The organism is Gorillibacterium timonense (assembly GCF_001457415.1).
Taxonomy (GTDB): domain Bacteria; phylum Bacillota; class Bacilli; order Paenibacillales; family NBRC-103111; genus Gorillibacterium; species Gorillibacterium timonense.
Map to the genome: position 1 here is coordinate 2,191,989 of NZ_LN881724.1, position 24,515 is coordinate 2,216,503.

The 24,515-nt window shown below is 51.2% G+C and carries 20 protein-coding genes; 5 read left to right on the forward strand and 15 right to left on the reverse strand.

From position 1 onward, the window contains the following. Positions 1-58 precede the first annotated feature (58 nt). Together BN2684_RS22725 and BN2684_RS22730 are read right to left on the reverse strand one after the other, a co-directional pair. Entirely contained in the window at positions 59-1,492 is a 1,434-nt protein-coding gene (locus tag BN2684_RS22725) for a ribonuclease H-like domain-containing protein (protein ID WP_058304349.1), read from the reverse strand. Then, entirely contained in the window at positions 1,489-3,780 is a 2,292-nt protein-coding gene (locus BN2684_RS22730) for a DEAD/DEAH box helicase (RefSeq protein WP_058304350.1), read from the reverse strand. Before BN2684_RS22730 ends, BN2684_RS22725 begins: the two co-directional genes overlap by 4 nt. Before the next feature lie 186 nt (positions 3,781-3,966). Between BN2684_RS22730 and BN2684_RS22735 the strand changes: the two genes are divergently transcribed. Next, a complete protein-coding gene (locus tag BN2684_RS22735; protein ID WP_082652142.1) occupies positions 3,967-5,829 on the forward strand; it encodes an ABC transporter ATP-binding protein in 1,863 nt (620 codons plus the stop codon). Further along, complete coding sequence (locus BN2684_RS22740) at positions 5,826-7,640, forward strand: ABC transporter ATP-binding protein (RefSeq protein WP_058304351.1); 1,815 nt, start codon at positions 5,826-5,828, stop codon at positions 7,638-7,640. The genes BN2684_RS22735 and BN2684_RS22740 overlap by 4 nt, the downstream gene beginning before the upstream one ends. Positions 7,641-7,996: 356 nt before the next feature. Here BN2684_RS22740 and murA read toward each other — a convergent pair whose 3' ends face one another. The 8 genes from murA to BN2684_RS22780 all read right to left on the reverse strand — a co-directional run bounded on the left by murA (position 7,997) and on the right by BN2684_RS22780 (position 17,578). Further along, a complete protein-coding gene (murA, locus tag BN2684_RS22745) occupies positions 7,997-9,310 on the reverse strand; it encodes a UDP-N-acetylglucosamine 1-carboxyvinyltransferase (RefSeq protein ID WP_058304352.1) in 1,314 nt (437 codons plus the stop codon). A gap of 467 nt (positions 9,311-9,777) precedes the next feature. Then, complete coding sequence (rnz, locus tag BN2684_RS22750) at positions 9,778-10,713, reverse strand: ribonuclease Z (protein WP_058304353.1); 936 nt, start codon at positions 10,711-10,713, stop codon at positions 9,778-9,780. 115 nt (positions 10,714-10,828) lie between these two features. Further along, positions 10,829-14,272: a methionine synthase gene (gene metH, locus BN2684_RS22755; protein ID WP_058304354.1), complete on the reverse strand. Its 3,444-nt coding sequence runs from the start codon at positions 14,270-14,272 to the stop codon at positions 10,829-10,831. A 138-nt stretch (positions 14,273-14,410) separates the two neighbouring features. Next, entirely contained in the window at positions 14,411-15,286 is an 876-nt protein-coding gene (locus tag BN2684_RS22760; RefSeq protein WP_058304355.1) for an NAD-dependent epimerase/dehydratase family protein, read from the reverse strand. Positions 15,287-15,403: 117 nt separating this feature from the next. After that, positions 15,404-16,204 carry an HAD family hydrolase gene (locus BN2684_RS22765; RefSeq protein ID WP_058304356.1) on the reverse strand — a complete coding sequence of 267 codons (801 nt, stop codon included), beginning with the start codon at positions 16,202-16,204 and terminating at the stop codon, positions 15,404-15,406. Between the two features lie 20 nt (positions 16,205-16,224). Beyond that, a complete protein-coding gene (locus BN2684_RS22770) occupies positions 16,225-16,740 on the reverse strand; it encodes a hypothetical protein (RefSeq protein ID WP_058304357.1) in 516 nt (171 codons plus the stop codon). Then, positions 16,730-16,921, reverse strand: coding sequence for a DUF896 domain-containing protein (locus BN2684_RS22775; RefSeq protein ID WP_058304358.1), 192 nt, complete (start codon positions 16,919-16,921; stop codon positions 16,730-16,732). Before BN2684_RS22775 ends, BN2684_RS22770 begins: the two co-directional genes overlap by 11 nt. Before the next feature lie 207 nt (positions 16,922-17,128). Further along, positions 17,129-17,578: a LysM peptidoglycan-binding domain-containing protein gene (locus BN2684_RS22780; RefSeq protein WP_058304359.1), complete on the reverse strand. Its 450-nt coding sequence runs from the start codon at positions 17,576-17,578 to the stop codon at positions 17,129-17,131. Between the two features lie 146 nt (positions 17,579-17,724). Here BN2684_RS22780 and lexA point away from each other — a divergent pair, with 146 nt between their 5' ends. Both lexA and BN2684_RS22790 read left to right on the forward strand, forming a co-directional pair. Beyond that, entirely contained in the window at positions 17,725-18,348 is a 624-nt protein-coding gene (gene lexA / locus BN2684_RS22785; RefSeq protein ID WP_058304360.1) for a transcriptional repressor LexA, read from the forward strand. 113 nt (positions 18,349-18,461) lie between these two features. Then, positions 18,462-18,785 carry a carboxymuconolactone decarboxylase family protein gene (locus tag BN2684_RS22790; protein ID WP_058304361.1) on the forward strand — a complete coding sequence of 108 codons (324 nt, stop codon included), beginning with the start codon at positions 18,462-18,464 and terminating at the stop codon, positions 18,783-18,785. A gap of 129 nt (positions 18,786-18,914) precedes the next feature. On the opposite strand, the gene BN2684_RS22795 is transcribed toward BN2684_RS22790, so the two are convergent. The 3 genes from BN2684_RS22795 to BN2684_RS22805 are packed head-to-tail and all read right to left on the reverse strand — an operon-like array spanning position 18,915 to position 22,225. Then, positions 18,915-19,571 carry an ABC transporter ATP-binding protein gene (locus BN2684_RS22795; RefSeq protein ID WP_058304362.1) on the reverse strand — a complete coding sequence of 219 codons (657 nt, stop codon included), beginning with the start codon at positions 19,569-19,571 and terminating at the stop codon, positions 18,915-18,917. Positions 19,572-19,585: 14 nt separating this feature from the next. Continuing rightward, on the reverse strand, positions 19,586-20,923 hold the full coding sequence (locus tag BN2684_RS22800; RefSeq protein ID WP_058304363.1) for an ABC transporter permease: 1,338 nt from the start codon (positions 20,921-20,923) through the stop codon (positions 19,586-19,588). Between the two features lie 15 nt (positions 20,924-20,938). Further along, a complete protein-coding gene (locus BN2684_RS22805; protein WP_058304364.1) occupies positions 20,939-22,225 on the reverse strand; it encodes an ABC transporter permease in 1,287 nt (428 codons plus the stop codon). Positions 22,226-22,304: 79 nt separating this feature from the next. Here BN2684_RS22805 and BN2684_RS24625 point away from each other — a divergent pair, with 79 nt between their 5' ends. Then, positions 22,305-22,454 carry a hypothetical protein gene (locus BN2684_RS24625; protein ID WP_159065834.1) on the forward strand — a complete coding sequence of 50 codons (150 nt, stop codon included), beginning with the start codon at positions 22,305-22,307 and terminating at the stop codon, positions 22,452-22,454. Here the strand turns inward: BN2684_RS24625 and BN2684_RS22810 are convergent. Together BN2684_RS22810 and BN2684_RS22815 are read right to left on the reverse strand one after the other, a co-directional pair. Then, positions 22,434-23,810, reverse strand: a complete 1,377-nt coding sequence (locus BN2684_RS22810; RefSeq protein ID WP_058304365.1) for a sensor histidine kinase — start codon at positions 23,808-23,810, stop codon at positions 22,434-22,436. The genes BN2684_RS24625 and BN2684_RS22810 overlap by 21 nt on opposite strands. Then, on the reverse strand, positions 23,794-24,465 hold the full coding sequence (locus BN2684_RS22815; protein WP_108722242.1) for a response regulator transcription factor: 672 nt from the start codon (positions 24,463-24,465) through the stop codon (positions 23,794-23,796). The genes BN2684_RS22810 and BN2684_RS22815 overlap by 17 nt, the downstream gene beginning before the upstream one ends. Between the last annotated feature and the right edge of the window lie 50 nt (positions 24,466-24,515).

Genomic DNA, 24,515 nt, shown 5'->3' on the forward strand with positions numbered 1-24,515 from the left:
CCCTATCTCATACCGATTGACGCCGACTCGTATCCGCACGAATAAATATGACGGCGTACTATTCAAAGAGGGAGCCCGCATAGCTCACGGGAGCGGAACCTGACTTCTTGCTGCGGCTGACCGAACGGCCACTCTCTACCGCACGCGGCTTGGAGGCCTTGCGCCGCAGCCGTTCCGCCCGCTTCTCCAGCGCATCCAGCTCCGCTCGCTGTTTGTCGGACATACGGGAGAGGGAAAGCCGTCTCCTCACCGCCGTCAATGAATCCTCCGCATAAGCGAGTGCTTGTGCGTAGTCCTTCCGGGCATGCTCGTAATACATGGCAAGCTCCACATAAGGCTCTACTGGAAGCAAAGTCCGTTCTTGGCTTGGGTCCACCGCCCGTTTCCAGAGTTCTACCGCGAGCTCGGTCTGCTTAAGTTTCTTGTAGTAAAGTCCGAGCGGGTACCAATACTCGAAGCACTCCGCTGCCGGGCGAGCCAGCAGATGACGGAACGCCTTCTCCGCCAACTCTTCCTTCCCCATCTTCGCCAACCAAAGGCCTAGCCGATAGACCTCCTCGCTGTCCATGTCCGCCATGGCTTCCGATTCTTGACATCCATCCAGTATGAATCCGAAATGAATGGCCAATCCGGCAAGCGATAAAATATCCCATTCATTATGAAGGAATACCCCCCGCATGATTTCCGGGTCTTTTTCTGCTAGATAGCGGAAATACAAGGTTGGAGCAAGAGATCCGGGAACGTCTTCGACACGCTGAAAGCCAAGCTTCTCCTCTTCCACCCTGCCAAGCTTGCAGGAAGGGAGCGTGTGCTTCCACAAGCTCCTTGAAGGATGGAGAAAATCCAGATGCACGGCAGGCGAGCGATCCGGTTTCAATCGATTCATGACGAACCGATTCAATACGAGCGGCCAGTCGAACGACCGACCGTTGTAAGACACCAGATGGCTGTGTTCGGCGAGCTTCCCGCTCAAGTAGGCAAGCATGGCAAGCTCTTCCGCCGGATTACGGATGAACAGCTGCTCCAGAATAAACTCATGGTCTCCATAAAATCCGAGACCGATCATGAAGGGAACATTTCCGGCTCCCTGGCCCAGCCCTGTGGTCTCTGTATCAAAGAACAACAGCGATTCCGGTTGAACGGCCACCGGGCTGCCAAAAGCATCAAGCCCCGAGATTGAAGCGGCAAGCTCGTTCAGCCTGTAATGCCCGTGGCGATGTTGAAGCGGATAACGGACGGTGCGGCGGATGAAGGGTCCCCACTCCGTATCCAGCCATTCCGCACCTAATGCGGCCCATTCATCGGAACCGGCGATTCCCGCTTCCGCATTCTCGTATGATGCAGCCTTCTCACCCGATACAGGCGGGACTTCGGCAAGGGCTTCCTGCCCGGATGATCTCTCGTCGCGTTCCGTCTCTTCCGAAGACGAAGATGAAGATGAAGGTGACGTCGTCCCTTTCATCCGGTTGAGCCGTTCCCGCAAGCTGCTCATGACGGGGTTCCTCCCGTTATGAGACGAAGCATATCAAGCGCTTGCTTCTTGCCGAGCAGGCCAACCTCCTCAATTGGGCCGACACAAGCCGGACAGCCGCTCAGACAGCCGCAGCGCGAGATCAGCTCCTCCGCCTGCCGCAACAAAGTCCCGTGCACATCATACAAACGTTCGCTTAATCCTACCCCTCCGGGATAGCGATCATAGAAGAAGAGCGTAGGAAGCTTGTTGTGAACGGCTCTCACCTGAGCGACCACGCGGATGTCCTGCGGGTCGCACATGAGAAAGAGCGGAGCGATGTGGACGAGAACGTTGGACAGCCCGAGCAGCGCGCTCTGGACATCGTTCGGCCTCATATCAGCCGTAAGCTCCTCGCTCAGGGTGATCCAATACGAGCTGGTATGGAGCTCTTCCTCTGGGAGATGAATCGGCCCTGAGCCGATATTCTCATGTGTGCGCAGCCGGAGCTTCTTGAAGATGGTCGGCTTGGCGTTGACGGTCACTTCTCCGTACTGCCGCTGAATCCCATGAATCTCTTCCTCCCGGTGGACATGCAGCACCTTAAGCTGGACGGCCAAGGAGGCATCCGTGAAGTAATCCACGCTGACTTCCCGCACGTAGGCTTTCTTCTCCTCCCAATCCAGCTTCTCTACCTGGAATTGAACGCCTTCATGAATGTAGATGGCTTCCTCATGGATCAGCGTAGGAGCTCCGAATCGATCCACCTCGCCCAAAACTCGACTGCCGTGGGAGATGTCGATGATGATGAAGTTTTCCTGCGCCGCTGAGCGGAGAGAAATGTCGTGAGCGGGGAACGATTGCTCCATCCAATACCAGCGGTTTCGGACGTGATGAAGCACCTTCTCGTCCGTTAGAAACTCCAGAATGTCGGAGAGCGATTCACCGCCGAAGGTCTCTCCTTCCTCAAAAGGCAGCTCGTACGCCGCGCACTTCACATGATCGACGAGAATAATGAGATTCTCAGGGTGAATCAACGCCCTCTCCGGCGGCTTGTTGAAGAAGAAATCCGGGTTCTCGATCACGTATTGATCGAGCGGGTTGCTGCTCGCCACCAGGAAGGTGATCGAGCTTTCCTGCCGCCTGCCCGCACGCCCCGACTGCTGCCAGGTGCTGGCAATCGTGCCCGGATAGCCGTTCAGCACGCAGGCTTGCAGCTGACCGATGTCGATGCCGAGCTCAAGTGCGTTGGTGCTGACGACGCCCTGGATCTCGCCGCTGCGCAGCCCGCGCTCGATCTCGCGCCGTTCCCGTGGCAAATAGCCTCCGCGGTATCCGCGAATCGTCTTCGGGCCAAGCTCCTGCTTGATGAGATCCTGCAGATAAGTCAGCAGAATCTCCATGCGCACCCGGCTGCGAGCGAAGACGATCGTCTGGATGCCGTTCTTCAAGAGCGAGCCGGCGATCTTGCGCGTCTCCAGGACGCTGCTCTTGCGGATGCCGAGCTGCTGGTTCACGACCGGCGGGTTGTAGAACACGAAGTGCTTTTCACCCGTTGGAGCTCCGTTGTTGTCCACCAATGTCATGGGACAGCCCGTCAGCCTCTCCGCGTGCTCGCGAGGGTTCTCAATGGTAGCGGAGGCGCAAATAAACTGCGGCTTGGAGCCGTAAAACCGACAGATGCGGAGCAGCCTTCGGATCACATTCGCTACATGGCTGCCGAACACGCCTCGGTAAGAATGCAGCTCGTCAATGACGATATAGCGCAGGTTCTCGAACAGCTTCACCCACTTCGTATGATGCGGAAGGATCGCCGAATGCAGCATATCCGGATTGGTCACGACGATATGACCCGCATTGCGAATCGCCGTCCTCACGGTGGGAGCCGTGTCGCCATCGTAGGTATGCGCCTTGATGTCCGCACCGAGGATATTGACGACCTCCAGCAGCTCGGACACCTGGTCCTGCGCAAGCGCTTTGGTCGGAAACAGGTACAGAGCGCGCGCCTCCGTATCGTTGAGAATGGTGTTCAACACCGGCAGATTGTAGCACATCGTCTTACCTGACGCCGTAGGCGTCACCGCGACGACATGGTCGCCGTTCGTGGCCGCTTCAAAGGCAGCGGCTTGATGCGTATATAAAGCGGAGACTCCGCGCTGCCGGAGTACCTCCGCAATCCGAGGATCGAGTCCTGTGGGAAAATCGGCATAATGCGGCTCCTTCGGCGGAATCGTCCGCCAATGGGTCACCTGGTTCATGATCTCCGGCGTACTGCGGATGGTATCGATCATCTCGGCGACGTTTGACACTTTGCCGGTCAATGGGTTCATGGCTATGTACCGCCTTTCCCTAAATGGGTATCCTCTTTAGTTTACAGAATGTACGTTCGCATGACAACCGTATTTTTTTGATGATCGGGCTTTTTTTCTTTTATCATTTTTTCTATTGCAGCCCTTCGGAACGGAATGATAAGATGCGTTTGTGCTTGAGATAGAAAAAAAAGGAGGGAAACCCTCATGAAGTTGTTTTCGCGCCTCTTCGGTTTTGTTAAACCGTATTCAGGCCGCGCCTTGTTTGCGCTTTCACTGATGACTCTCGGTGTTTCATTCGATCTTCTTGCCCCATGGTTGCTGCAGCTTGCCGTGGACAACGGGATCAAAGGCGGAAGCATGAAGATCGTCATTCAATTTTGCCTACTGCTCGCGGCCGGCCAAATCATGAAGACCGTTATCAGCTACCTTCAAGGGTATAACCAAGAGCTCGTTGGGCAAAATGTCATCTTCGACATGCGCGAGAAACTGTACGCCCATCTGCAGAAACTATCCTTCTCGTATTACGACAAGGCGCAGACCGGACAAATCATGTCACGGATGACCGGAGATATCGATTCGATCAAGAACTTTATTTCCTTCGGCTTTATCAATATGGTCCTTGGCGTCCTCACTTTCGGGGGTACCATCGTCGTGATGATGCTGCTTAACTGGAAGGTCACCCTGATCAGCATGACCACCGTGCCTCTGCTCATTCTGGTTCTCTATCAGTTCAACAAAAAGGTAGGACCGGCATGGGGAGAGATCCGGGAGCAGATGGGCAAGCTGACCACCACCCTCCAAGAAAACATCGCAGGGATCCGCGTCGTCAAAGCCTTCGCCCAAGAAAAGCTCGAGCGCAAAAAATTCGGCGTCCGCAACGAGGTCAACTTTGACACAAACATGAGCCGCGCCAAACTGGAAGCCAATTCATTCCCCGTGATGAACCTGTTCGGCGGAGCCGTCTTCCTGCTGATGAACTGGGTCGGCGGCATCTATGTGATCAAAGGCGAGATGACCATCGGAACGCTGACCGCTTTCCAATGGTATGCTTGGGGGCTCATCTGGCCACTGCAGATGATGGGTTGGATCGTGAATGTGATGCAGCAGGCCTTCAAGGCGGCTCCTCGCGTCTTCGAAATTCTCGATACCCCGATCGCCGTGGAATCTCCTGCAGACGGCGGCCGTCCTGCCGATGGCGTACAGGGTAATGTGGAATTTCGCTCCGTCTCCTTCCGGTATTCTGAAGAGACGAAACCGCTGGATGGCGAGCAGGAAAAGGCGAATTCGTCTGAGCCAGGCGAAGCGCGCTCGAAGGATGTGCTCGATTCCATCAGCTTGAAGGTTCATGCGGGGGAAGCGATTGCCATCCTCGGCGGGACCGGTTCGGGCAAGAGTTCGTTGATCCAGATGCTCGCTCGCTTCTATGACGTCTCGGACGGAGCCGTCTTCATCGATGGAGTCGACGTTCGCGAGTACAACCTGGGCCAGCTTCGCAAGGCAATCGGTATCGTCCCGCAGGAGACCTTCCTCTTCTCCGCGACCATCCGGGAGAACATCGCCTTCGGCTGCCCGGAAGCCACGCAGGAAGAGATCGAAGAAGCGGCGCGTCGGGCGCAGATTCACGACTTCATCCAGACGATGCCGGACGGATACGATACCGTCATTGGCGAACGCGGTGTCGGCCTCTCCGGCGGTCAGCGCCAACGGGTCGCACTTGCGCGCGCTGTATTGCTCAACCCGCCCATTCTCGTACTGGATGAAGCAACCGCCAGCGTCGATACAGCGACGGAATCCGCCATCCATGAAGCTTTGGCTGATGTCATGAAAGGCCGCACAACCTTCATCGTGGCGCAGCGCCTGTCCTCCATCCAGAGGGCGGACCGCATCATTGTACTGGAAGATGGGCACATCGCCGAGCAAGGCACCCACAAAGAGCTGATGGCCAATGACGGCTTTTTCCGCAAGCTCTATCAGCTTCAGCAAGATGCCGAAGGCTTTAACGCCTCGATGGAACTGACCCAACATGCAAATACAGCCGTATCCGGCGCTTGGGAGGTGAAGGCATGAGTCAGATCGAATGGGATTCCGACGAAGAGGAATCTGAGAAAGGCTTTAATAAAGATTACATGGTTCGCATGCTCAGCTATCTGAAGCCCCACAAGAAGACCTTGCTGATCGTAGCGGTTGTCGTCATCATCAGCATGCTGCTGAGCCTTATGGAACCGATGCTGATCCGCTATGCGATCGACGAAGGTATGGCCAAGAAGAACATGAGCGTCATTCACATCTTCGCCGCGTCCATCTTCGGCATTCGCCTGGTCTCCTTCTTCCTTCAACGGATTCAGATCCGTAAGGTGAATTACACCGGACAGCGGATTCTCTTTGAGATTCGCCAACAGCTGTTCGATCATCTGCAGACCTTGTCCTTCCGTTTCTTCGACGGACGTCCGGCAGGGAAAATCATGTCCCGCGTAACGAACGATACGAACGCCATCGGCGAACTGATCAATGGCGGCTTGGTCACGATCATCATGGAGCTGACCCATCTGGTCGGGATCGTCATCATTCTGCTCTATTGGGACTGGAAGCTGGCCCTTATGGCCTTTACGGTGCTGCCGTTTCTTGTCCTGCTCGTCACAGGCTTTCGCACTCGCATCGAGAGCGCCTGGACGCGTTCGCGCAAAACGATGTCAGCCATCAATGGCAACCTGAACGAAACCATCCAAGGCGTTCGGGTCATTCAAGCCTTCTCTCGCGGTCCGGTCAACGAGGAGAAATTTACCGACATTAACAATCGCAACCGCAAAGCGTTTATGCGCGCTGTAAGCCTGGAGCTGACGGTATGGCCGCTCGTCGAGCTGATCGGCATGATCGGCACCGTCATCGTGCTGTGGTACGGCTCCAGCCGGGTCATCTCCGGCGAGCTGACAGTCGGCTTCATCGTCGCTTTCATCAATTACCTGTGGCGCTTCTGGGGTCCTCTCTCCGCTCTGTCCAAGGTGTACAGCCAGCTGCTGTCCGCCATGGCCTCCGCCGAACGAATTTTCGAGATTCTCGACACCGAGCCGGAGATCAAGGACAAAGCCGATGCCCGCGACATGCCGCCGATCCAGGGCCATGTCGTCTTCGAAAATGTCAAGTTCCGCTACGAGCCTTCGAAGCCGGATGTCATCAAGGGCCTCAACTTCGAAGTGAAGCCGGGTGAGAGAATCGCTCTCGTTGGACCGACCGGGGCGGGTAAGAGCACCATCGTCAACCTTCTGATGCGGTTTTACGATCCGAGCGAAGGTCGGGTCATCATCGATGGGATCGATTTGACGGACGTCTCGCTCCCTTCTCTCCGCAGCCAGATGGGGATCGTGCTTCAGGACTCCTTCATCTTCTCCGGAACGATTGAAGAGAACCTTCGCTACGGCAAAAAGGATGCCACCGACGAGGAATTAAAGCGGGCCGCAGCAAGCGTTCGGGTGGACCGGATCGCGGACCGCTTCCCGGACGGCTATCAGACGCAGGTGGAAGAGCGCGGCTCGAAGCTTTCCGTCGGCCAACGCCAGCTGCTCGCCTTCGGTCGGGTGCTGCTCGCCGATCCCCGCATCCTCATTCTGGATGAAGCGACATCCAGTGTCGATACAGAGACCGAACAGCACATCCAAGACGCTCTCGACACGCTGTTGGAAGGCCGTACCTCCTTCATCATCGCTCACCGCCTCTCCACCATCCGCAGCGCAGACAAGATTCTGGTCATTCGCGACGGCGAAATTGCAGAGAGCGGCAACCACGAGGAGCTGTTGAAGCACCGCGGGATCTACGCGAACCTGTATTACACCCAGTTCGCCATGCAGCAAAAGCTGGCACAGCGGGCGGTTGGGGAAGAGTAATTGCCCCCTCAACGGCTCATGAAGAAGGCGCTTCTTGCTCCAAGCAAGAGGCGCTTTCTTTTATCATCGGTGGCACATGAATAACGATTACAGCCTTCAACTCCTATCCTGTGGAGATCTATCGGCGGCAATTGATGCAGCAATTGGCACGACATCTGGGATTACGCCTCCTTCGGTAGACAAGGATCGACCCTCTGTCATTTCCTGCGCTTTCCCGGGAAAAGTTAACGGCTGAGCAGCGGGTCAAGCTCAGGTTAAGACTCCCTGAGGTTCCTTTCCTGCAGCAGACAACTGCGCTACGCAACACAAAAAAAGGATCGGCTCTGCCGATCCTCGTCTTCTCTGCTTTCGATAGGCTATTTTGCGGATGATGCAATGGATGATACTGCGGCAAGCGGAGCATTCATCAAGGCTTTCTCTTCCGTATAACGCAAATTCGCGCCAAGCTGATTGAATAGACTGATGACATCCTCATAGCCCCGTTCAATATGTTCCGTACCGCCGATCATGGTTTTCCCTTCCGCGACCAGACCCGCCATAATCAAAGATGTTCCTGCCCGGACATCCGATGCATGAACGATGCCGCCCGTGAGCGGCGCCCCTCCTTGAATGAAGGCAGAGCCACGGCGCACGTCAATGCGGGCTCCCATCTTCTTGAGCTGCGGGACATGGCTGAAGCGTTCCGGATAGACCTTCTCCGTCACGATGCTGCGGCCTTGCGCCATAAGCAGCAGAGCGGTAATCGGCTGCTGTAAATCTGTTGCGAAAGCCGGATACATGCCGGTACGGACGCGAGTTGCGTGCAGCTTGACATCTCCGTACGCGGTGATGCTGCTGTCCTTCACTTCAATGTGCAGTCCGATCTCGCGCATCTTGGCAATGGCGCTGCCCAGGTGCTCGGGAATGACGTCTTCGACGGTTATCGTTCCGCGCGTGATGCCCGCGGACATCAAGAAGGCGCCGGCAATCAACCGGTCGGGAATGACGGTGTACTCCACTGCGCTTAACTGTTTCACGCCTTCAATGCGGATGGTATCGGTACCCGCCCCGTAGATTCGGGCTCCCATCTGATTCAACAGATTGGCCGTATCCACCACTTCCGGATCCTTGGCCGCATTGTGCAGCTCCGTTACTCCTTCGGCTAGGGAAGCAGCCAAGAGAGCGTTGATCGTGGCGCCCATCGTAATCGTATCGAAGAAGATGACCGCGCCGCGAAGGCGCTTCGCTTCTACCGTATAGTATCCTTCGGAGAAAACAAAGTGCGCACCGAGTGCTTCGAGCGCCTTAATGTGCTGATCAATCGGACGCGAAACGAAGTTGTCTCCGCCCGGATAGCCGATGGTCACCTTGCCCATCTTAGCCAAAAGCGCGCCTATGAAATAATAAGACGCTCGGTACGAGGACGTTTTTTCCCGATTCAAATCGCTGGAGTTCATCTTCGAAGCATCCATGACGACATCCCGATTCGGTTCGCGAACCATGGTGATGCCGATGCCCGAAACAATTTCTTCGATGTAACGAAAATCCAAAATATTCGGAATCCCTTTCAACCTTACCGGCCCGTCGGCCATGCAGGCTGCTGCAAGCAAAGCGAGGGAACTATTCTTGGAACCCGATACTTTCACGCTGCCGCTGAGCGGTCCCGATTGCCCCACTTCAATGAACTTCATCTCGGCTGCCTCCCCCTGATATACGGACGATGTGCTCTTATCTGTATTAGCCAAATCAACCGAATTTAACCCTCGCCGACTCTCTGCAAGCATCCGTTCTGAGCGACGTATTAGGGTTCATTCTGTCCTTGCTTAGAGAGACAAACCAGCCTAGAGGGACAAAATACGTCCCATAACAGTCTCGCAAGCTCTCCATTCCTCTCCTACCATCCGCCTATTCTTCTTATTGAAGTAGGCAATGTTCCAATCCGCTATGTTTAAGTACCGCCTCTGCGGCTTTTCATTCTATAGTTACCCTTAACCCCGTCTAGGCGAATCAAACGCCGCCCATTATTCACCGGAACTAAAGGATTCGGTTCGCTTTAGGGAATTCACTACCAAAAACTCAGGATTTAGCTTACCACATTTTTATAGTGGGGGGAATGATAAATTGTCTCGGTCAGGAAATTTTTTTGATTTCTTTTTTTTCATAGAGAAAAGCTCCGCCTGCGCTCAACGGAAACCGTCAAAAAATCCTCTGCATAATCGCTGGCAGGAAAAATCTCGCGCGCTTCCTGAAGCAATGCTTCTTCCCCGCCTTGGTAGCGGGCGCTCACATGTGTCATCACCAAACGACGAACGTTTGCCTTCATGGCGATTTCAGCTGCTTGCCGAGCAGTGGAATGACCATAGTCGAAGGCCATATCGACTTTATCATTCGTAAAAGTCGCCTCGTGAACCAGAAGATCGGCCTCCTCGGCTAGCCGGATCGAGGAAGGATGGGGTCGAGTATCCCCAATAATGGCAACGATTCGTCCGGGTTGAACGGGTCCGACATATCTTGCTCCATCAATCCTTCTGCCGTCCGAGAGAATGACGGTCTCCCCTCTCTTCAATGCGGCAAAATGTGGCCCGGCCGGTACTCCGTCCGCCTTCAGGGCATCGGCGTCCAGCGTCCCCGGACGATCCTTCTCGCACACTCGAAAGCCAAAGCATTCGATCCGATGATCCACTCGGGCCGCTTCAACCGTGAAGTATTCGTCTTCGAAGATGACCCCTTCGTCGATCTCCACGATAGTTACCGGATATTTCATTCGGGATTCACTCAGGCGCAGCGAGGTTTGGATATAGTCAGCGATCCCTTTCGGACCGTAGACGACGAGCGGTAGCTCGGCTCCATGATTGGACCGGGTTGATAGAAGTCCGGGAATGCCAAAGATGTGATCCCCGTGCAGATGGGTCACGAACAGTTTGGTCATGCGGCTCATTCGAAGCGACGAATGCAGCAGTTGATGCTGGGTGCCTTCGCCGCAATCGAACATCCAGGAGACGCCGCATTCCTTCTGAAGATTCAACACCGAGGAAGTGACATTGCGAAATTTGGTCGGAGTCCCCGCGCCGGTGCCGAGAAAAGTGAGTTCCATAGTGCTTGTGTCCGCCCCTTCATGCCTTTCTGATGAGTTGAAAGAGATCCAGTGCCCTGCTCGAAAAAAGTGGATAGACGTGCCTATGGTTAGTCATGGACACGCCGATCCGCTTTTAAACCTTATCCACGTTAAAATAGTGAGCCTGCGGGTGGGCGAAGACCATCGCCGAGACAGAAGCCTCCGGGTCCATCATAAAGCCCTCCGTAAGATGGATCCCGATATCCTCCGGCTTCAGCAGTCGGAACAACAGCTCTTGGTCTTCCAGGTTGGGACAAGCCGGGTAACCGAAGGATACGCGAATTCCTTGGTAACGGGCGCCGTGGCGCTGCTTCATCGTCATATTCGCGGGATCGGGGAAGCCCCAGCTGTCGCGCATGATCTGATGGACGCGTTCCGCGAACGATTCGGCGATTTCCAGCGCACAAGCTTGAACCGCATGGGAGCGCAGATAATCGCCATTGATCTTATATCGTTCCGACAGCTCGCGGATGCCGTGCCCCGCCGTAACGGTCAGAAATCCGACATAATCCATCACGCCGCTTTCGACGGGCTTCAAGAAGTCCGACAAGCACAGGTAGGGCTCCACTTCTTGGCGTGGAAAAGAAAAGCGTTCCAAGATCCGGGTTTGATCCTCCGGATCATAGATCAAGATATCGTTGCCGTCTCCTTGAGCAGGGTAAAACCGATAAATGGCATGCGCGTTGATGTAGCCTTCTTTTTCCGCATCGGCAAAAATACTGTCCACGGTCTCCTTCAGTTGGACGGCCTTCGCATCGTCTTCCTTTAGGAGCTTTTCGACAGAGCCTCTAAGTCCCAGATGCTTGCCGAGCAGCATCTCCCAGTTCACATAGTGAATCAAGTATGGGAGCGGGTAATTGCGTAAAATATGCCGTTCCATGTCCGGCGCCTCGTAGACCTTCGTTTCTTTGTCAATGGATGTGTTGCGGGCGCGAGTGAGCACGATCTCATCCGCTTTCTTGTTGCCGGATTCCTGGACATGCGAAGCCTTGGCTTCGCGCAGCTCCTGTACGAGAAGTTCCCGCTTCTCAGGGTCCGTGACCCGATTCGCCAGGTCCAGTCCCTCCATGGCATCCTTCGCGTAGAGAACCATCCCTTCATATTCGGGCTGAATCCGGGTCTTCGTGAATTTGCGGGTGAGCGCGGCTCCGCCAACCATGATCGGCACATCGATCCCCGCCGTCTTCAGATCCTGCGCCGTGAGAACCATCTGCTGCGCCGATTTGACCAGCAAGCCGGACAATCCGATCACATCGGGCTTTTCCTCCCGGTACGCTTCAATGATCTGTTCAGGCGGAACCTTGATGCCCAGATTCACGATTTGATAGCCGTTGTTGGCGAGAATGATTTCAACCAGGTTTTTGCCGATATCATGCACGTCGCCCTTAACCGTAGCAAGCAAAATCTTCCCCTTGACGGCACTGTCCTTCTTCTCCAGATAAGGCTCCAAGTAAGCGACGGAGGCTTTCATCACCTCGGCGGACTGCAGCACTTCCGCCACGATCAGCTCGTTGTTATTGAACAGTCGTCCAACCTCTTCCATCCCTTTCATGAGGGGACCGTTGATGATTTCGAGAGGAGGGTACTTGCCGAGAGCTTCGTCCAGATCGGTCGTCAGCCCATCTTTCGAGCCTTCCACAACATAACCGGCGAGCCTTTCCTCTAGAGTAAGGTTGGATACCTGTACGGTCTTGACGATTTTTTTCTCCCGGAAAGCCGCCACAAATCGGGCAAGCGTATCGTCGTTCGTACGGAAGATCAGATCCTCCGCTAGTGTTCGTTCTTCCTCCGGAATAGAGGCATATCGTTCCAGCTTCTCGGTGTTGACGATGGCATAATCGAGCCCCGCCTTGGTGCAGTGATACAGGAAAACGGCGTTCAACACCTCGCGTCCAGCCTCGGGCAGCCCGAACGATACGTTGCTGAGGCCGAGAATCGTCTGACAGCGGGGCATGGCTTCCTTGATCAGCCGAATGCCCTCGATCGTCTCGCCGGCGGAGCCGATATATTGCTGGTCGCCGGTCCCAACTGGAAAGACGAGCGGATCGAAGATGAGATCCTCATCCTTTAGCCCGTACTTATTGACGAGCAGCTCTCGGGAGCGAAGCGCTACTTCAAGTTTATCCTTGGCGGTGATCGCCTGGCCTCGTTCATCGATTGTCCCCACCACAACAGCGGCTCCATAGCGATGGATGAGCGGAACGACGCGATGGAACTTTTCCTCCCCCTCCTCCAAATTAATGGAGTTAATGATCGATTTGCCTTGGGTATAGGTGAGAGCAAGCTCAAGCACCTTCGTGTCGGTCGTATCGATCATGAGCGGAACCTTAACTTTCTTCACCACAAGCTGCAGGAAGCGTTCCATATCCTCCGCTTCGTCCCGGTCCGGGTCCTGGAGGCAGACATCAATGACATGTGCCCCTTTCTTCACCTGTGCTCTTGCAATTTCGGAGGCTTCCTCGTATTTGCCATCTGCAATCATGCGTTTAAATTTCCGCGAGCCAAGTACGTTTGTCCGCTCTCCCACCATATAGGGACGGCCTTCCGGCTCAATATAGACGGTATCGATCCCCGATACGGCCGGTGCGTGGACACCGTCCGCCTGTCGTGGCGGATAAGCCTTTAAGGTATCAGCGAGCGCCCGGATGTGATCCGGTGTCGTTCCGCAGCAGCCGCCTGCCACGTTCAGCCAGCCCTGTTCGGCAAAACCGGCCATCTTCTTCGCCAGGGAATCCGGGGACTCGTGGTAATGCCCATCCTCGTCGGGAAGCCCTGCATTCGGATAGCAACTGATCGCGCTGTGCGAGATTTGAGAGAGGGTTCGAATGTGATCGCGCATGAACTCCGGTCCGGTCGCACAGTTTAGTCCGATGGAGACAGGGTCCAGGTGTTCCAGCGAAATATAGAAGGATTCGATGGATTGACCAGCTAAAGTGGTTCCCATCGGTTCGATTGTTCCGGAGATCATAATGGGTACCGATTGCCCAACCGATTCCATGGCTCTGCGAACGGCGATGCTCGCTGCTTTTACATTTAAGGTGTCCTGAGAAGTCTCAATAAGAAGCGCGTCGACTCCACATTTGATGAGTGCGACCGCTTGCTCATAATAGCTGACTTCCAGCTGCTCGAAGGTAACGCCACCCGTGACCGACAACGTCTTCGTCGTTGGTCCGAGTGCTCCCGCCACATATCTCGGCCATTGCGGCGTAGAATAACGGGCTGCCGCTTCAACCGCGAGCCGAGCCGCAGCTCGGTTTATTTCATCCGCACGGGACTCTACTCCATATTCTGCCAGCACCACGCTTGTTGCCCCGAAGGTGTTGGTCTCGAGAATATCCGAACCCGCTTCCAGATACGCTTCGTGGATGCGGGAGATGACGTCGGGACGGGTCAGCACGAGCATCTCGTTACAGCCTTCCAGCTCTTCTCCGCCAAAATCTTCGGCCATCAGAGGTTCCCGTTGAATCATGGTCCCCATCGCGCCGTCCAAAATCATGATTTTCTTGGTCATCTGCTCTTTCAATGATGGTTTGCCCACGTTCCTACTCCCTTTCCGCCGATCCGATGAACAATCTGTTACAATTCATGAAATGTAATCAAAGTGTACCAGAATCAATCCGCGAACAAAAGAGCTTTATACGAATCATTCCGATCCATTCACGAAGGCTGTTTCGACTTATTCCGAATGCGCGATCGTTTCAACGAGCTCAGGCAGCCAATCTCCCAAAGTGAGGAAGGTGAAGCCCGCATTTGCCGCTTTTCGGTTGGATGCCGTCCAGGATTCGGGTACTCCGAAGGGAGACATACCCGCCTCCTCCGTTTCGGGAACGAGCTGCGCAGTTTTCCCTGTCTCAGCCTCAATCCGCTTGATGAGAGCTTCAAGCGCGATCGAACCGTTCGAGCAAGCATTAAACGGGCCTGTCAAAGAAGCGTCCGCCTGCCAGAGAAGAAACCGGGCGGCTTCGTCTGATCGAATAAAGACCATTTCCGCTTGCGGATTCGGCATTCCAATCGGCAGTTCCTTGGACACGCGCTCGATATGAACATGTAAGCGGCGTGTGTAATCGTCGGTTCCGAGCACGATGGGAAACCGGACGGCGCTTACCGGAAAAGCTGCTTGCTGGAAGTAAACCGCTTCGGCCAATCGTTTTGCTTCTCCATATGGAAAATCGCTCCGAGTGCCCATTATTATCGGATAGGTATAAGGATCGAAGACATCCTCAGTCAATCCAGCTCCCAGATCATAGACGCTCATACTGGAGGTGTATACATATTTTCCTACCCGATCTTTGAACAACTCACAAGCATCAAGTGCTGAATTGGGCGAGTAGCAAATATTATCGAAGACCGTATCCCACTCGCCTGTCCCCAGCCCGGCTTCCAACGAGCTGCGGTCTTCCCGATCCAATTGGATTCGGGTTACCCGCTCTCCGAAAGAATCTGCGGTCTGACCGCGAGTAGCGATCGTCGTTTCTACTCCTTGCTCAAGCAGCAATTCCACAAGCCGTTTACCGAAAAAACGCGTTCCTCCGAAAACCAATGCCTTTTTCATCCGTTCTCCTCCTCGGTTCTTTGGTTTGAGTCATGGGAATTTCTCAATCTTTAGAAAAAAGGCGAACCTCCTCTTGTTGTCTGAGTGAGATTCGCCTCTAATTACCTTTGATGATAATCAGGATTCGAGCTTTTGAAGAATGTCGAGAAGCTCGCGGAGCCGAGTAATCTCCCAGGTGGGGAGGGCATCACCCGTTTGTGTCATTCCGTGGGCGTTAATCCATACATTCGACATCCCGATCGAGCCGGAGCCAAGAATATCGGTCGTCAGCTTGTCGCCAACCATGATTCCTTCTTCCGGGTAAATATCGAGAAGCTGAACCGCATTTCGGAAGATGCTGGGTGATGGTTTCCCTTCGCCAAACTCGCCTGAAATGATGATGTGGTCGAAATAGGCGGCCAGCTGCGGAAAGCCTGCAATCTTTTCCTTCTGCAGATCGGGAGCTCCATTGGTTAACAGGAGCAGCTTATATCTCCCTTTCAGAGCATCCAAAACCTCAAACGTCTCTTCGTAGGCGAGCGGACGAGCTCTGCGTTCGGCAGGAAAACGCTCGGCAAGAATCGAGCCTAGCTCGGCATCGTCGATCCCCACCGCCTTCAAGCCACGGGTCCAAGACTCCTCCCGATAGCCTGGAGCGAACGCCTGCAGCTTGCGGAAGCCTTCCAGCTCTCCGCCGCTGAATTCCGCCCAAAGCGCTTCGAACGGATTAATGCCGATCATCTTGGTGAAAGGAAAGGTGTCGAACGATTCATAGAGCGCTCTCGCTTCCCTGCGAACCTCGGCTTCCAGCTGCTCCGGGTCCAATTCCGCATGCTGTTCGGCAGCGAACACGCATGTGGCTTCGAACGCTTCCTTAACGCTTCGTTCATCCCAGAGCAGGGTATCATCCAAATCAAATAAAACGGCCTTAATCCCCATGTTCTCCTACCCCCACATCATTACTGGTTATCATCAGCCAAGGCAATGTGATTCACTTCGGCAAACTCCCGAAGCCTTTCTGAGACGGAGGCTATTGGGAACCAATGAGTGATTTTCGTGTAGACCCAACGTTTCTTCTTCGTCTTCAGTCGAATCACGACGGCATTCTTCATCAATTGAATCTCTTCAATGTCAGCTGCCGTAGCCGTTTGAAAGCTTGCGAACCGGCGAGATGTGATCGAGCTGCGCCCGATTGACAGTGTCGGGCGATTCATGAACAGCAGCAGAACAGCCAGCAAAATGTAGACCGCGAAAGTGATCCAATTTCCTCTCGTCATTGCATCCTGTCGAATGAACATGACGATGTTCAGAATCGTGATCAGGACCAGGAAAAACGGAAGCATCCAGTTCATTCCCTTAAAGGCTTCTTTGGCTTCCTTGGCCTTCGCCGATACCGGAGAAAGTCCTTCCTTCTTTCGTTTCGCATTGATCGTTTTCTGATTCTTCTCAACCATACGCTCCCATTTACGGGACATTGTTCTCTTCATCCTCTACATATTTGATGGAGTCCAGTTGATACTTCAAGGACCTCTTGAAAGCGTCAATATAGATCCGACGAAGAGCGTTGCGTTCTTCCAGTTCTTCGTCCGTCAGCCCGACCGTTTTGGCTTTGCGTGCCAACTCGTTAATACGGGCAACCGTTTCGTCTATGCTCATGAAAGCACCTCCCTGATGCGAGTTTCTCTATTACTTTGCCATTCGGACAATGCCTTGTCAAGCGTAGATCCGACCGAGTCGGTGAAACGGCGGAACGCACAAAAAAGCAGGTATCCTCAGGTCTCAAAGGGAAGGATACCCGCTTGTATCATCTTGGTAGTAACATAGCCTGATTAGGAAGGCTGCGCGCTCAGTACCTCGTCATGCTCACTTCTCGTCAGGCAAAACAAGCAGTTGCCCAACTTGCAATTCGCTTGAAGCGAGATCATTGAGTTCGATCAATTCTCTCATATAAGAAGGAATCGTTCGTCCCTTCGAATATTCCTTCGCGATGCTCCACAGGCTGTCCCCTGGTGCTACATCAATGATCTGCAGTCCGCTAGCGGTATCATTGGCTAGTAAAGCTGCTGCTACACTCGTAGAACCCGTTGAATTCTTGCTCGCGGGCAAATCCGACGTCGCATAAGCGGTAACAAGAAAACCGCTGAACAAGGATAGTGTGATCAGCAGAGCAAGAACAAACGTTCGTGACGGATGAAGGCTGCTGCTGCTCATGATTCCGGTTTGGCGATCCTTCGTTCGGGGCCTCAAAACAACGGTGATCTCCCTTCCACTCGTGCGGGGGGCAGCAGGTTCACAATAATAGTAAGAGCTCATCGGTCAACAACCTCCAAACATTTGTTCTGTTTTCAATATAACGCGAACATACGTTCATGTCAACATGAAAAACGAACTTATGTTTGTACGAACTTTTATTCTATGGTATACTTTTCTTATTAATTCCCCCTGATGGAGTGATAATCGTGACGAAACTATCGGGCCGACAACAGGCCATTCTAGAATTTATCCGCAACGAGGTCCGGGCTAAGGGTTATCCTCCCTCCGTTCGCGAAATCGGAGAGGCTGTAGGCCTTGCTTCCAGCTCGACCGTCCACGGACATTTGGACCGCTTGGAGAAGAAGGGAATGATTCGTCGAGACCCGACGAAGCCGCGCGCGATCGAGCTTCTCGGAACCGGCGACGATACGGTATCGCAATTTTCCTTCTCGATTGCCCGCGTTCCCCTGATCGGGAAGGTTACCGCCGGCGTACCGATCACAGCTACAGAGAACATCGAGGATTACTTCCCTCTCCCCGAGCATTATGTCGGGGATCACACGGTATTCATGCTGACGGTCCAAGGAGAGAGCATGATCGATGCCGGAATTCATGACGGCGATTATGTAATCGTTCGCCAGCAAAGCACTGCGAATAACGGCGATATCGTCGTCGCGATGAATGAGGACGATGAAGCGACGGTAAAGACCTTCTATAAAGAGAAGGACTACATACGCCTACAACCGCAGAACACAACCATGCAGCCGATTCTTCTGAAGAACGTCTCCATACTGGGCAAGGTCGTTGGAGTTTTCCGCGATATTCACTGATCTCCCCCCCATATAAGCCAAACGCAAAGCCTCTCCTACAGACGCATCCTTATGCAATCGGAGAGGCTTTGTTTTATTTCAATGACATCTCATATGAAAGCAGGTAAACGACCATGACTGAACATGCAGGGATCAGTTCATCCTTCCAAGCTTTTCTGACGGAAGCATCCGAGCATCAAGCCGCCTGGATGGAAGCCGTTCAGAAGCTGGGGGCCGCAAGCAAGCTCGATCCGAAGACGGAAGAGCTGACCTATTTAGCTGTACTGGCCGCAAGCCGAATGGAGAGCGGCGTCCCCTTTCACGTCAAGCATGCCAAAGCCCTCGGAGCCACCCGCGAAGAGATCATCAGCGCCATCCTGGTGGGGCTTCCCGCCGTCGGACAGAGCGTGATTCAATCATTACCGGCTGCGCTCGCCGCCTATGACATGGAAGAGTAAAACAGAACCCTTGAAGCTGGCTGCAGCGGCTTCAAGGGTTTTGTTGATGACGGATCTTGTTCACCACAAAACCTTATCCAGTGTCCTCATGTTTTCTCAGAGTCGACATCACTCTTATCTTTGATAAGCTCAGTTGCCCGATTCCTGCTTAAAGTGTGTTAGCATTTGTACTTCGCCGTGCTTTAGTTGCAAGATGACATCTGCCTGTTTTGCAAGCTCATACGAGTGGGTAACAATGACCACGCATTTATTTAATTGATGAGCACTCTCTTGCAGGATCGTGAAGATTCCTTTTGCCGTATCTTCGTCAAGATTTCCCGTTGGTTCGTCCGCAAGGATGATCGGAGCCTCCGAAGCCAAAGCACGGGCTATCGCCACGCGTTGTTGTTGACCGCCAGACAATTTCAGAACATTCCGATGGGCTTCCTCTTTGGTCAATCCCAATTTTTCCAAAACCGGCCATGCAGGCAATCTTGTGGAAAGTCTGACGTTTTCAACAGCTGTCATATAGTCGATAAGGTTATAGCTTTGGAAAATGAAAGCAACATGGTTTTTACGGTAGTCGGAAAGATCGGTTTTTTTTAGCTCCTTACCCTTAAACAAGATCTGGCCTCCGGTAGGGCAATCTAGACCACCCAAAAGGGAAAGCAATGTGGTTTTACCGCAACCGGATGGACCAAGGATCGCATACATCTTGCTCGTTTCCAGCTGGATATGAATATCCTTTAACACCTTTTTCTTATTGTCATAGGAGTATTGAACTCCCTTTCCTTCTAAAATACACATCTCCTACATCCTCCTTAGCTCATTCTGGTTAAAATCTCTTTAGGTTTCATTCGCATAACAGGATAAGCCGCAAGTGATACGGACAGCAGAATGATCCCCGTTCCAATGACATAGACAAGCAGCAAATTTGACCCGGATACGTTCATTTTTATGGAAGTTAGTGAAAACAGTTTGTCTACCTCCTTATCATTTGCGGCTTCATCTGTTAGATTCATTAGCTTAACTTGCTCTTTGGCGGTTGCTTGTTGAAGGAAATGATTACCGACTCTTTGCGCCAAAAGTGAGCTTGTTCCGAAAGACAACGCAAAGGCAAGAGCAGCAACCATCAGGATTTCCAAAATATGCTGCATCAGAATATCTCCCTTGTTAATACCCATTGCTAAGAGCACACCCGCTTCATGAACACGGTCTCGTGTCCACAAGGACAAAATTAAAATGAGAAGCACAACGCTAACTGCTATCAGTACACAGACTATCGTTGTTACCAATCTCTGTAAGGCTTCCAAGGCCGTTTTTGCATTCTGGTAATCCGCATCATTTTTTGAATAAATACACTCATCTCCGTTTAATCCAGTAATGCTTTTTACATTGGAAATGACGTTGTCCAGTTCAGCCGGATCATCAACATAAAAATCACCGTATTGATAATGTTCGATGCCATCCCCATAGGAAAGCTGTGAATAGGTCGCATGATCTGAGAAAGCAATATTCTCATACAAATCATAGGAGGGTATCATTCCATAAGCATCTTGAGGAACGGTATTCGTGAAAATACCGATAATTTCAACCTCAGCCTGACGGTTTGTTTCCCCTGTTGCTCCAAAAATGAGATGATCATCGAGAGATAACATATTACGCTGTGCAAATTCTTCATGAATAAGAGCGACATTTCTATCCTCTGCGGTTATATGCCGTCCTTTTTTAAGTTTAAATCCTGCTTCCGTGAAATAGGGATCTGCATCGGAATGTGTATTGCTAATTATTTTACCTGCATGTTCATACCCTTTCGGAACATCCAAAGCCCCATCAGTAGTGATTTCAAGCGCTTGTCCATCCAAACTGCGGTAATCCGCTCGAAAATAGGAACGGAGGTTATAGTGGGTAGTCAAGCCATCGATATTCAAAATCTCGGTCACAACAGAATCTTCCAGCTGCATATCCAGTTGTTTTGCATTGATGGTAAAGCTCCCCATAAGGGATTTCCGAATGTTTAGGGCTGTCACGCTTGTTGCGGTCCGTATCGCAAGGCAAGTCAAAAGCAAGGTGGATACAATCAGCAGGATACTAAAAATGAGGATGGTTTTTCCTTTTTTTCGGGTTGTATGAAGGTAGGCCCGCTTCCATGAGTTCATAGGGCATACCTCCTGTCAGCTCATTTTGGATAGGATTTCTTTTGGCTTTACTCTCATGGTAGAAATGCTTGAAATAAGAATGGATAAAATCAAAATGACTGCACCAAGACTGGAAACGAAACCGAAGTGCCTTGACGTAACAATTACACGATCTGTTGTCATTCCAAAAAGGCTGCCGACATTTCCGGCTACTCCTTTACTGAACCAATAGGACAGTGAGAAACCGAATATGGCGATGAATCCAACTTCAGAAATTTGCTGTAGCAAAATGGATCGTTTTGATATACCAGCGGCCAGCAGGATACCCGTTTCTCTGATGCGACTTTTCACCCACATGGTAAGAATTAACGTAACGATGCCCATACTAATTCCTACAATCACGATAATCAATGCCCGTATCAGAGAACTCATATCCGACATCGAATGAGCGGTTCGTTCGTAGACCTCATTATTCGCAGACACCGTGAAGTTGTTCCAGTTGATGCTATCTTTTTTATGTACCTCCATGATGATGGTTTCTAACTGCGTAGGGTCAGTAACAAAAAAGTCGGCGGAAGAATAGCCTTCGCTCGGCCCATCCGGAAAGTTCTTAAGGACATTTGCCATTGCTTTGATGTCCATAAATGCATAGTTTTCATAATCATAATAAGATGCCATATTGTAGCTATTCTTCTCGTCAGTCTTATCCGAGACGACATCAAAGATACCGATGATAGTAAATTCCTCAGAGAGATCATTGACGGCAACAATGGGATCTCCAAGGTGCAACTTATGTTTATCGGCGATAGCCTTGCTGATTAGAAGAACATTATGATCAGAATTTGTAATATGACGTCCTTCGACCAACGTAAATGCGTGGGACAAAAACATCGATGAATATTCGGAGTGCATAGTACCGATGGAATAATATTGATCATCAACCATACTCTGTCCTATGGGATTGATATGCTCATAATCGTGACCATCTGTGTCAAAAAACTCGAAGATGGTCGCATAAGTTGCATTATAGGCTTCAATACCTTCAACAGTAGCAATTTTCTTTACCATTTCATCGGTAATAAATTCCTGAGTGCTATACGAGCCGCCTTTTCCACTCCCCCATCCGCCTGTTGACAAATTTCGGCTAACCGTAAAACTGGCACCGGTAGTACCACGAAGCTCCACAGAAGTTTTTTCCTCTGCATCCAACGATGCCAAACCACAAAGAACAAGGGTCGAAATGACAAAGATAATGGAAAACAACAGTAAGCTTTTCCCCCATTTCCTAGTGACATAAAGGAAAGCCCTTATTAGTAAATTCATTCTTTAAACCTCCATTTCTAGGATAGCTTGATTTTCGAAAATTATGGTGGAGTTAAGGTGGAGTACAGGAGGATTTTAGATGAAGCTGCAAAAAAAGAGGATATCTCAAATGTCATCGTTCAATCTACTCCTGATGGCAGTGGGAGACGCAAAAAACCAAGGAGCTAAGCAAAAAACGTCGCTTAGCTCCTTGGTTTCTCCTCAAATGTCAAGCTATGTTGTTTCTTAAACTGACGATGAAGTGAACACCCTTATCAGTATTTTCAATTTTATAGGGTAGTCCATGCTGGTCAAAAACCGTCTTCACGATGTACAATCCAAGACCACTACCGCCTGTATTTCGATTATGCGATTGCTCTACGCGATAAAAGGGTTGATAGATTTGCCTTAAATCCGATTGGTTAATCTGAACGCCTGTATTCTCTGCTCGAAACAAACCGTCTTTAAAGGAAACGGTAATGGCTGCACCCGTAGGTGAATGGGATACTGCGTTGCTGATAATATTAGAGAAAGCTTTTTTTAACATAGCTTCATCGCCGCGATAAAGAAAAGGATTTTCGATCTCATAAATGAAGGTCATTTCCTTATCTTCCGCCAAGCCCTGCAGCTTTCGGCAGCAATTTGTAATCAATTGTCCGTCATTGATTGTTGACAATGATGAAGTAAGGTCATCGGCTGCCATACGAGAAGCAGCCATAATTTCTTTCAGCAGATGCTCCATTTCAAGTACTGTTCCCATGGAGTGCTTGAGGTAAGTATCTCTATCTTTATAGTCTCCAACAGCATAGATCATCCCCTCCAACTCCCCCTTCAAAACCGTAATCGGGGTTTTCAATTCATGAGAAACAGCCCTGAAAAAGTCCACACGTTGTTTCTCCTGCTGCCGCTCTCGTTCAATATCTCCCTTCAACCTCTCGTTAGCAGATTTCAGTTCCTCAAGAGTATTGTTCAACTTTTCTGCCATTGTGTTGAGATTGGAAGCCAAACTACCAATTTCATCGGAACGCCTGATCTTACAACGCCATGTCATATCAAGGGCTGTCATTCTCTTTGAGCTATTGCTGATTTCAATAATCGGTTTTGATAAGAAGCGGGAACAGAAAAAAGCAGCAATCGCAGAAATAATGAGAATGATTCCTGCGATGATTGGAAGTAACTTCAAAAATGTCTGTTTAATTTGATCAGCTGTATTACTGGCAATGGATATGCTCAAAAGATAGTTTTCTGAAGTCCCGCTAAAATGCAGTGAGATCGTTGTCGTTTGAGTTGGATTATCATCCCTGTACTCTTTTATGCTATTTCCTCCGAAGGACATTTCCGTTCCATTACCGGACAAGATGGCTACTGCACTATTCACGATACAGAAGTCATAGATTTTGGGAATGGCATCCTCCAATGTGCCGCTTTCTAATTTGGAAGTAAGCTGACTGATTTGGACCGTATAATTTGATGTGGCAAGGTTTCGATAACTTACTGGCATTACTGCCATCATGATGCCGTACAATATGAAGCTGACCACAAATAAAACAACCGCAATTGTCAGAAAGATTTTGGCAACAAGACTGTTATTAATCCTTCTTATCAATTCTATACCCTACCCCTCTTATCGTTTCGATGCAGTCAACCTCAAGTTTCTTGCGAATATTCTTGATGTGGGTATTGACGATTTTTTCATCCCCCAAAAAATGATAGTTCCAAATCTGATTTAACAGGTTGTCCCTTGTAAAAACACGTCCTTTATTCTCCAATAGCAACCGTAGAATTTCAAATTCACGAGCAGTCAAACCCACTTCACTACCGGATACAAAGACCTTATACTTCTCCGTATCAAGTTGAATTTCCTTATGAGTTAGAATGGTCGGATTCTCGTTGCAGTTCCTTGTCCGTCGCAGAACAGCTTCAATTCTTCGCAACACCAGTGGCATGGAAAATGGCTTTGTTATGTAATCGTCAGCCAAAAGATCGAAGCCTTTCATCTGGCTCTCATCATCATCTAAGGCTGTAAGGAGAATAATGGGGATCTTGCTCTCGTTTCGTATCATTTCGCAGACGATATAGCCATCTACTCTCGGCATCATAATATCCAGCAACACAAGGTCATAGGTATCTTTATGAAAAGCCGAGATCCCTTCCAAGCCATTATCCGCAAGACAGACCTCGTATCCTGCATCAATCAAAAATGCTTTTAGGATATGTTGAATTGATTTTTCATCCTCAATGATTAGAATTTTTATTGACAAGTAATCACCTCCTGGTCAACAGTACCCATTTGCTATTCAAGGCGGACCCA

Bases quoted from the DNA above. Each gene is read 5' to 3' on its own strand.
- murA (WP_058304352.1), bottom strand. From the start codon at position 9,310: ATGAAGTTCATTGAAGTGGGGCAATCGGGACCGCTCAGCGGCAGCGTG.
- BN2684_RS22775 (WP_058304358.1), bottom strand. From the start codon at position 16,921: ATGAGCATAGACGAAACGGTTGCCCGTATTAACGAGTTGGCACGCAAA.
- rnz (WP_058304353.1), bottom strand. From the start codon at position 10,713: ATGGAACTCACTTTTCTCGGCACCGGCGCGGGGACTCCGACCAAATTT.
- BN2684_RS22740 (WP_058304351.1), top strand. From the start codon at position 5,826: ATGAGTCAGATCGAATGGGATTCCGACGAAGAGGAATCTGAGAAAGGC.
- BN2684_RS22795 (WP_058304362.1), bottom strand. From the start codon at position 19,571: ATGTGTATTTTAGAAGGAAAGGGAGTTCAATACTCCTATGACAATAAG.
- BN2684_RS22780 (WP_058304359.1), bottom strand. From the start codon at position 17,578: ATGAGCTCTTACTATTATTGTGAACCTGCTGCCCCCCGCACGAGTGGA.
- BN2684_RS22730 (WP_058304350.1), bottom strand. From the start codon at position 3,780: ATGAACCCATTGACCGGCAAAGTGTCAAACGTCGCCGAGATGATCGAT.
- BN2684_RS24625 (WP_159065834.1), top strand. From the start codon at position 22,305: ATGAAGCTGCAAAAAAAGAGGATATCTCAAATGTCATCGTTCAATCTA.
- BN2684_RS22805 (WP_058304364.1), bottom strand. From the start codon at position 22,225: ATGAATTTACTAATAAGGGCTTTCCTTTATGTCACTAGGAAATGGGGG.
- BN2684_RS22735 (WP_082652142.1), top strand. From the start codon at position 3,967: ATGAAGTTGTTTTCGCGCCTCTTCGGTTTTGTTAAACCGTATTCAGGC.
- BN2684_RS22765 (WP_058304356.1), bottom strand. From the start codon at position 16,204: ATGGGGATTAAGGCCGTTTTATTTGATTTGGATGATACCCTGCTCTGG.
- BN2684_RS22760 (WP_058304355.1), bottom strand. From the start codon at position 15,286: ATGAAAAAGGCATTGGTTTTCGGAGGAACGCGTTTTTTCGGTAAACGG.
- BN2684_RS22790 (WP_058304361.1), top strand. From the start codon at position 18,462: ATGACTGAACATGCAGGGATCAGTTCATCCTTCCAAGCTTTTCTGACG.
- BN2684_RS22725 (WP_058304349.1), bottom strand. From the start codon at position 1,492: ATGAGCAGCTTGCGGGAACGGCTCAACCGGATGAAAGGGACGACGTCA.
- BN2684_RS22770 (WP_058304357.1), bottom strand. From the start codon at position 16,740: ATGTCCCGTAAATGGGAGCGTATGGTTGAGAAGAATCAGAAAACGATC.
- BN2684_RS22800 (WP_058304363.1), bottom strand. From the start codon at position 20,923: ATGAACTCATGGAAGCGGGCCTACCTTCATACAACCCGAAAAAAAGGA.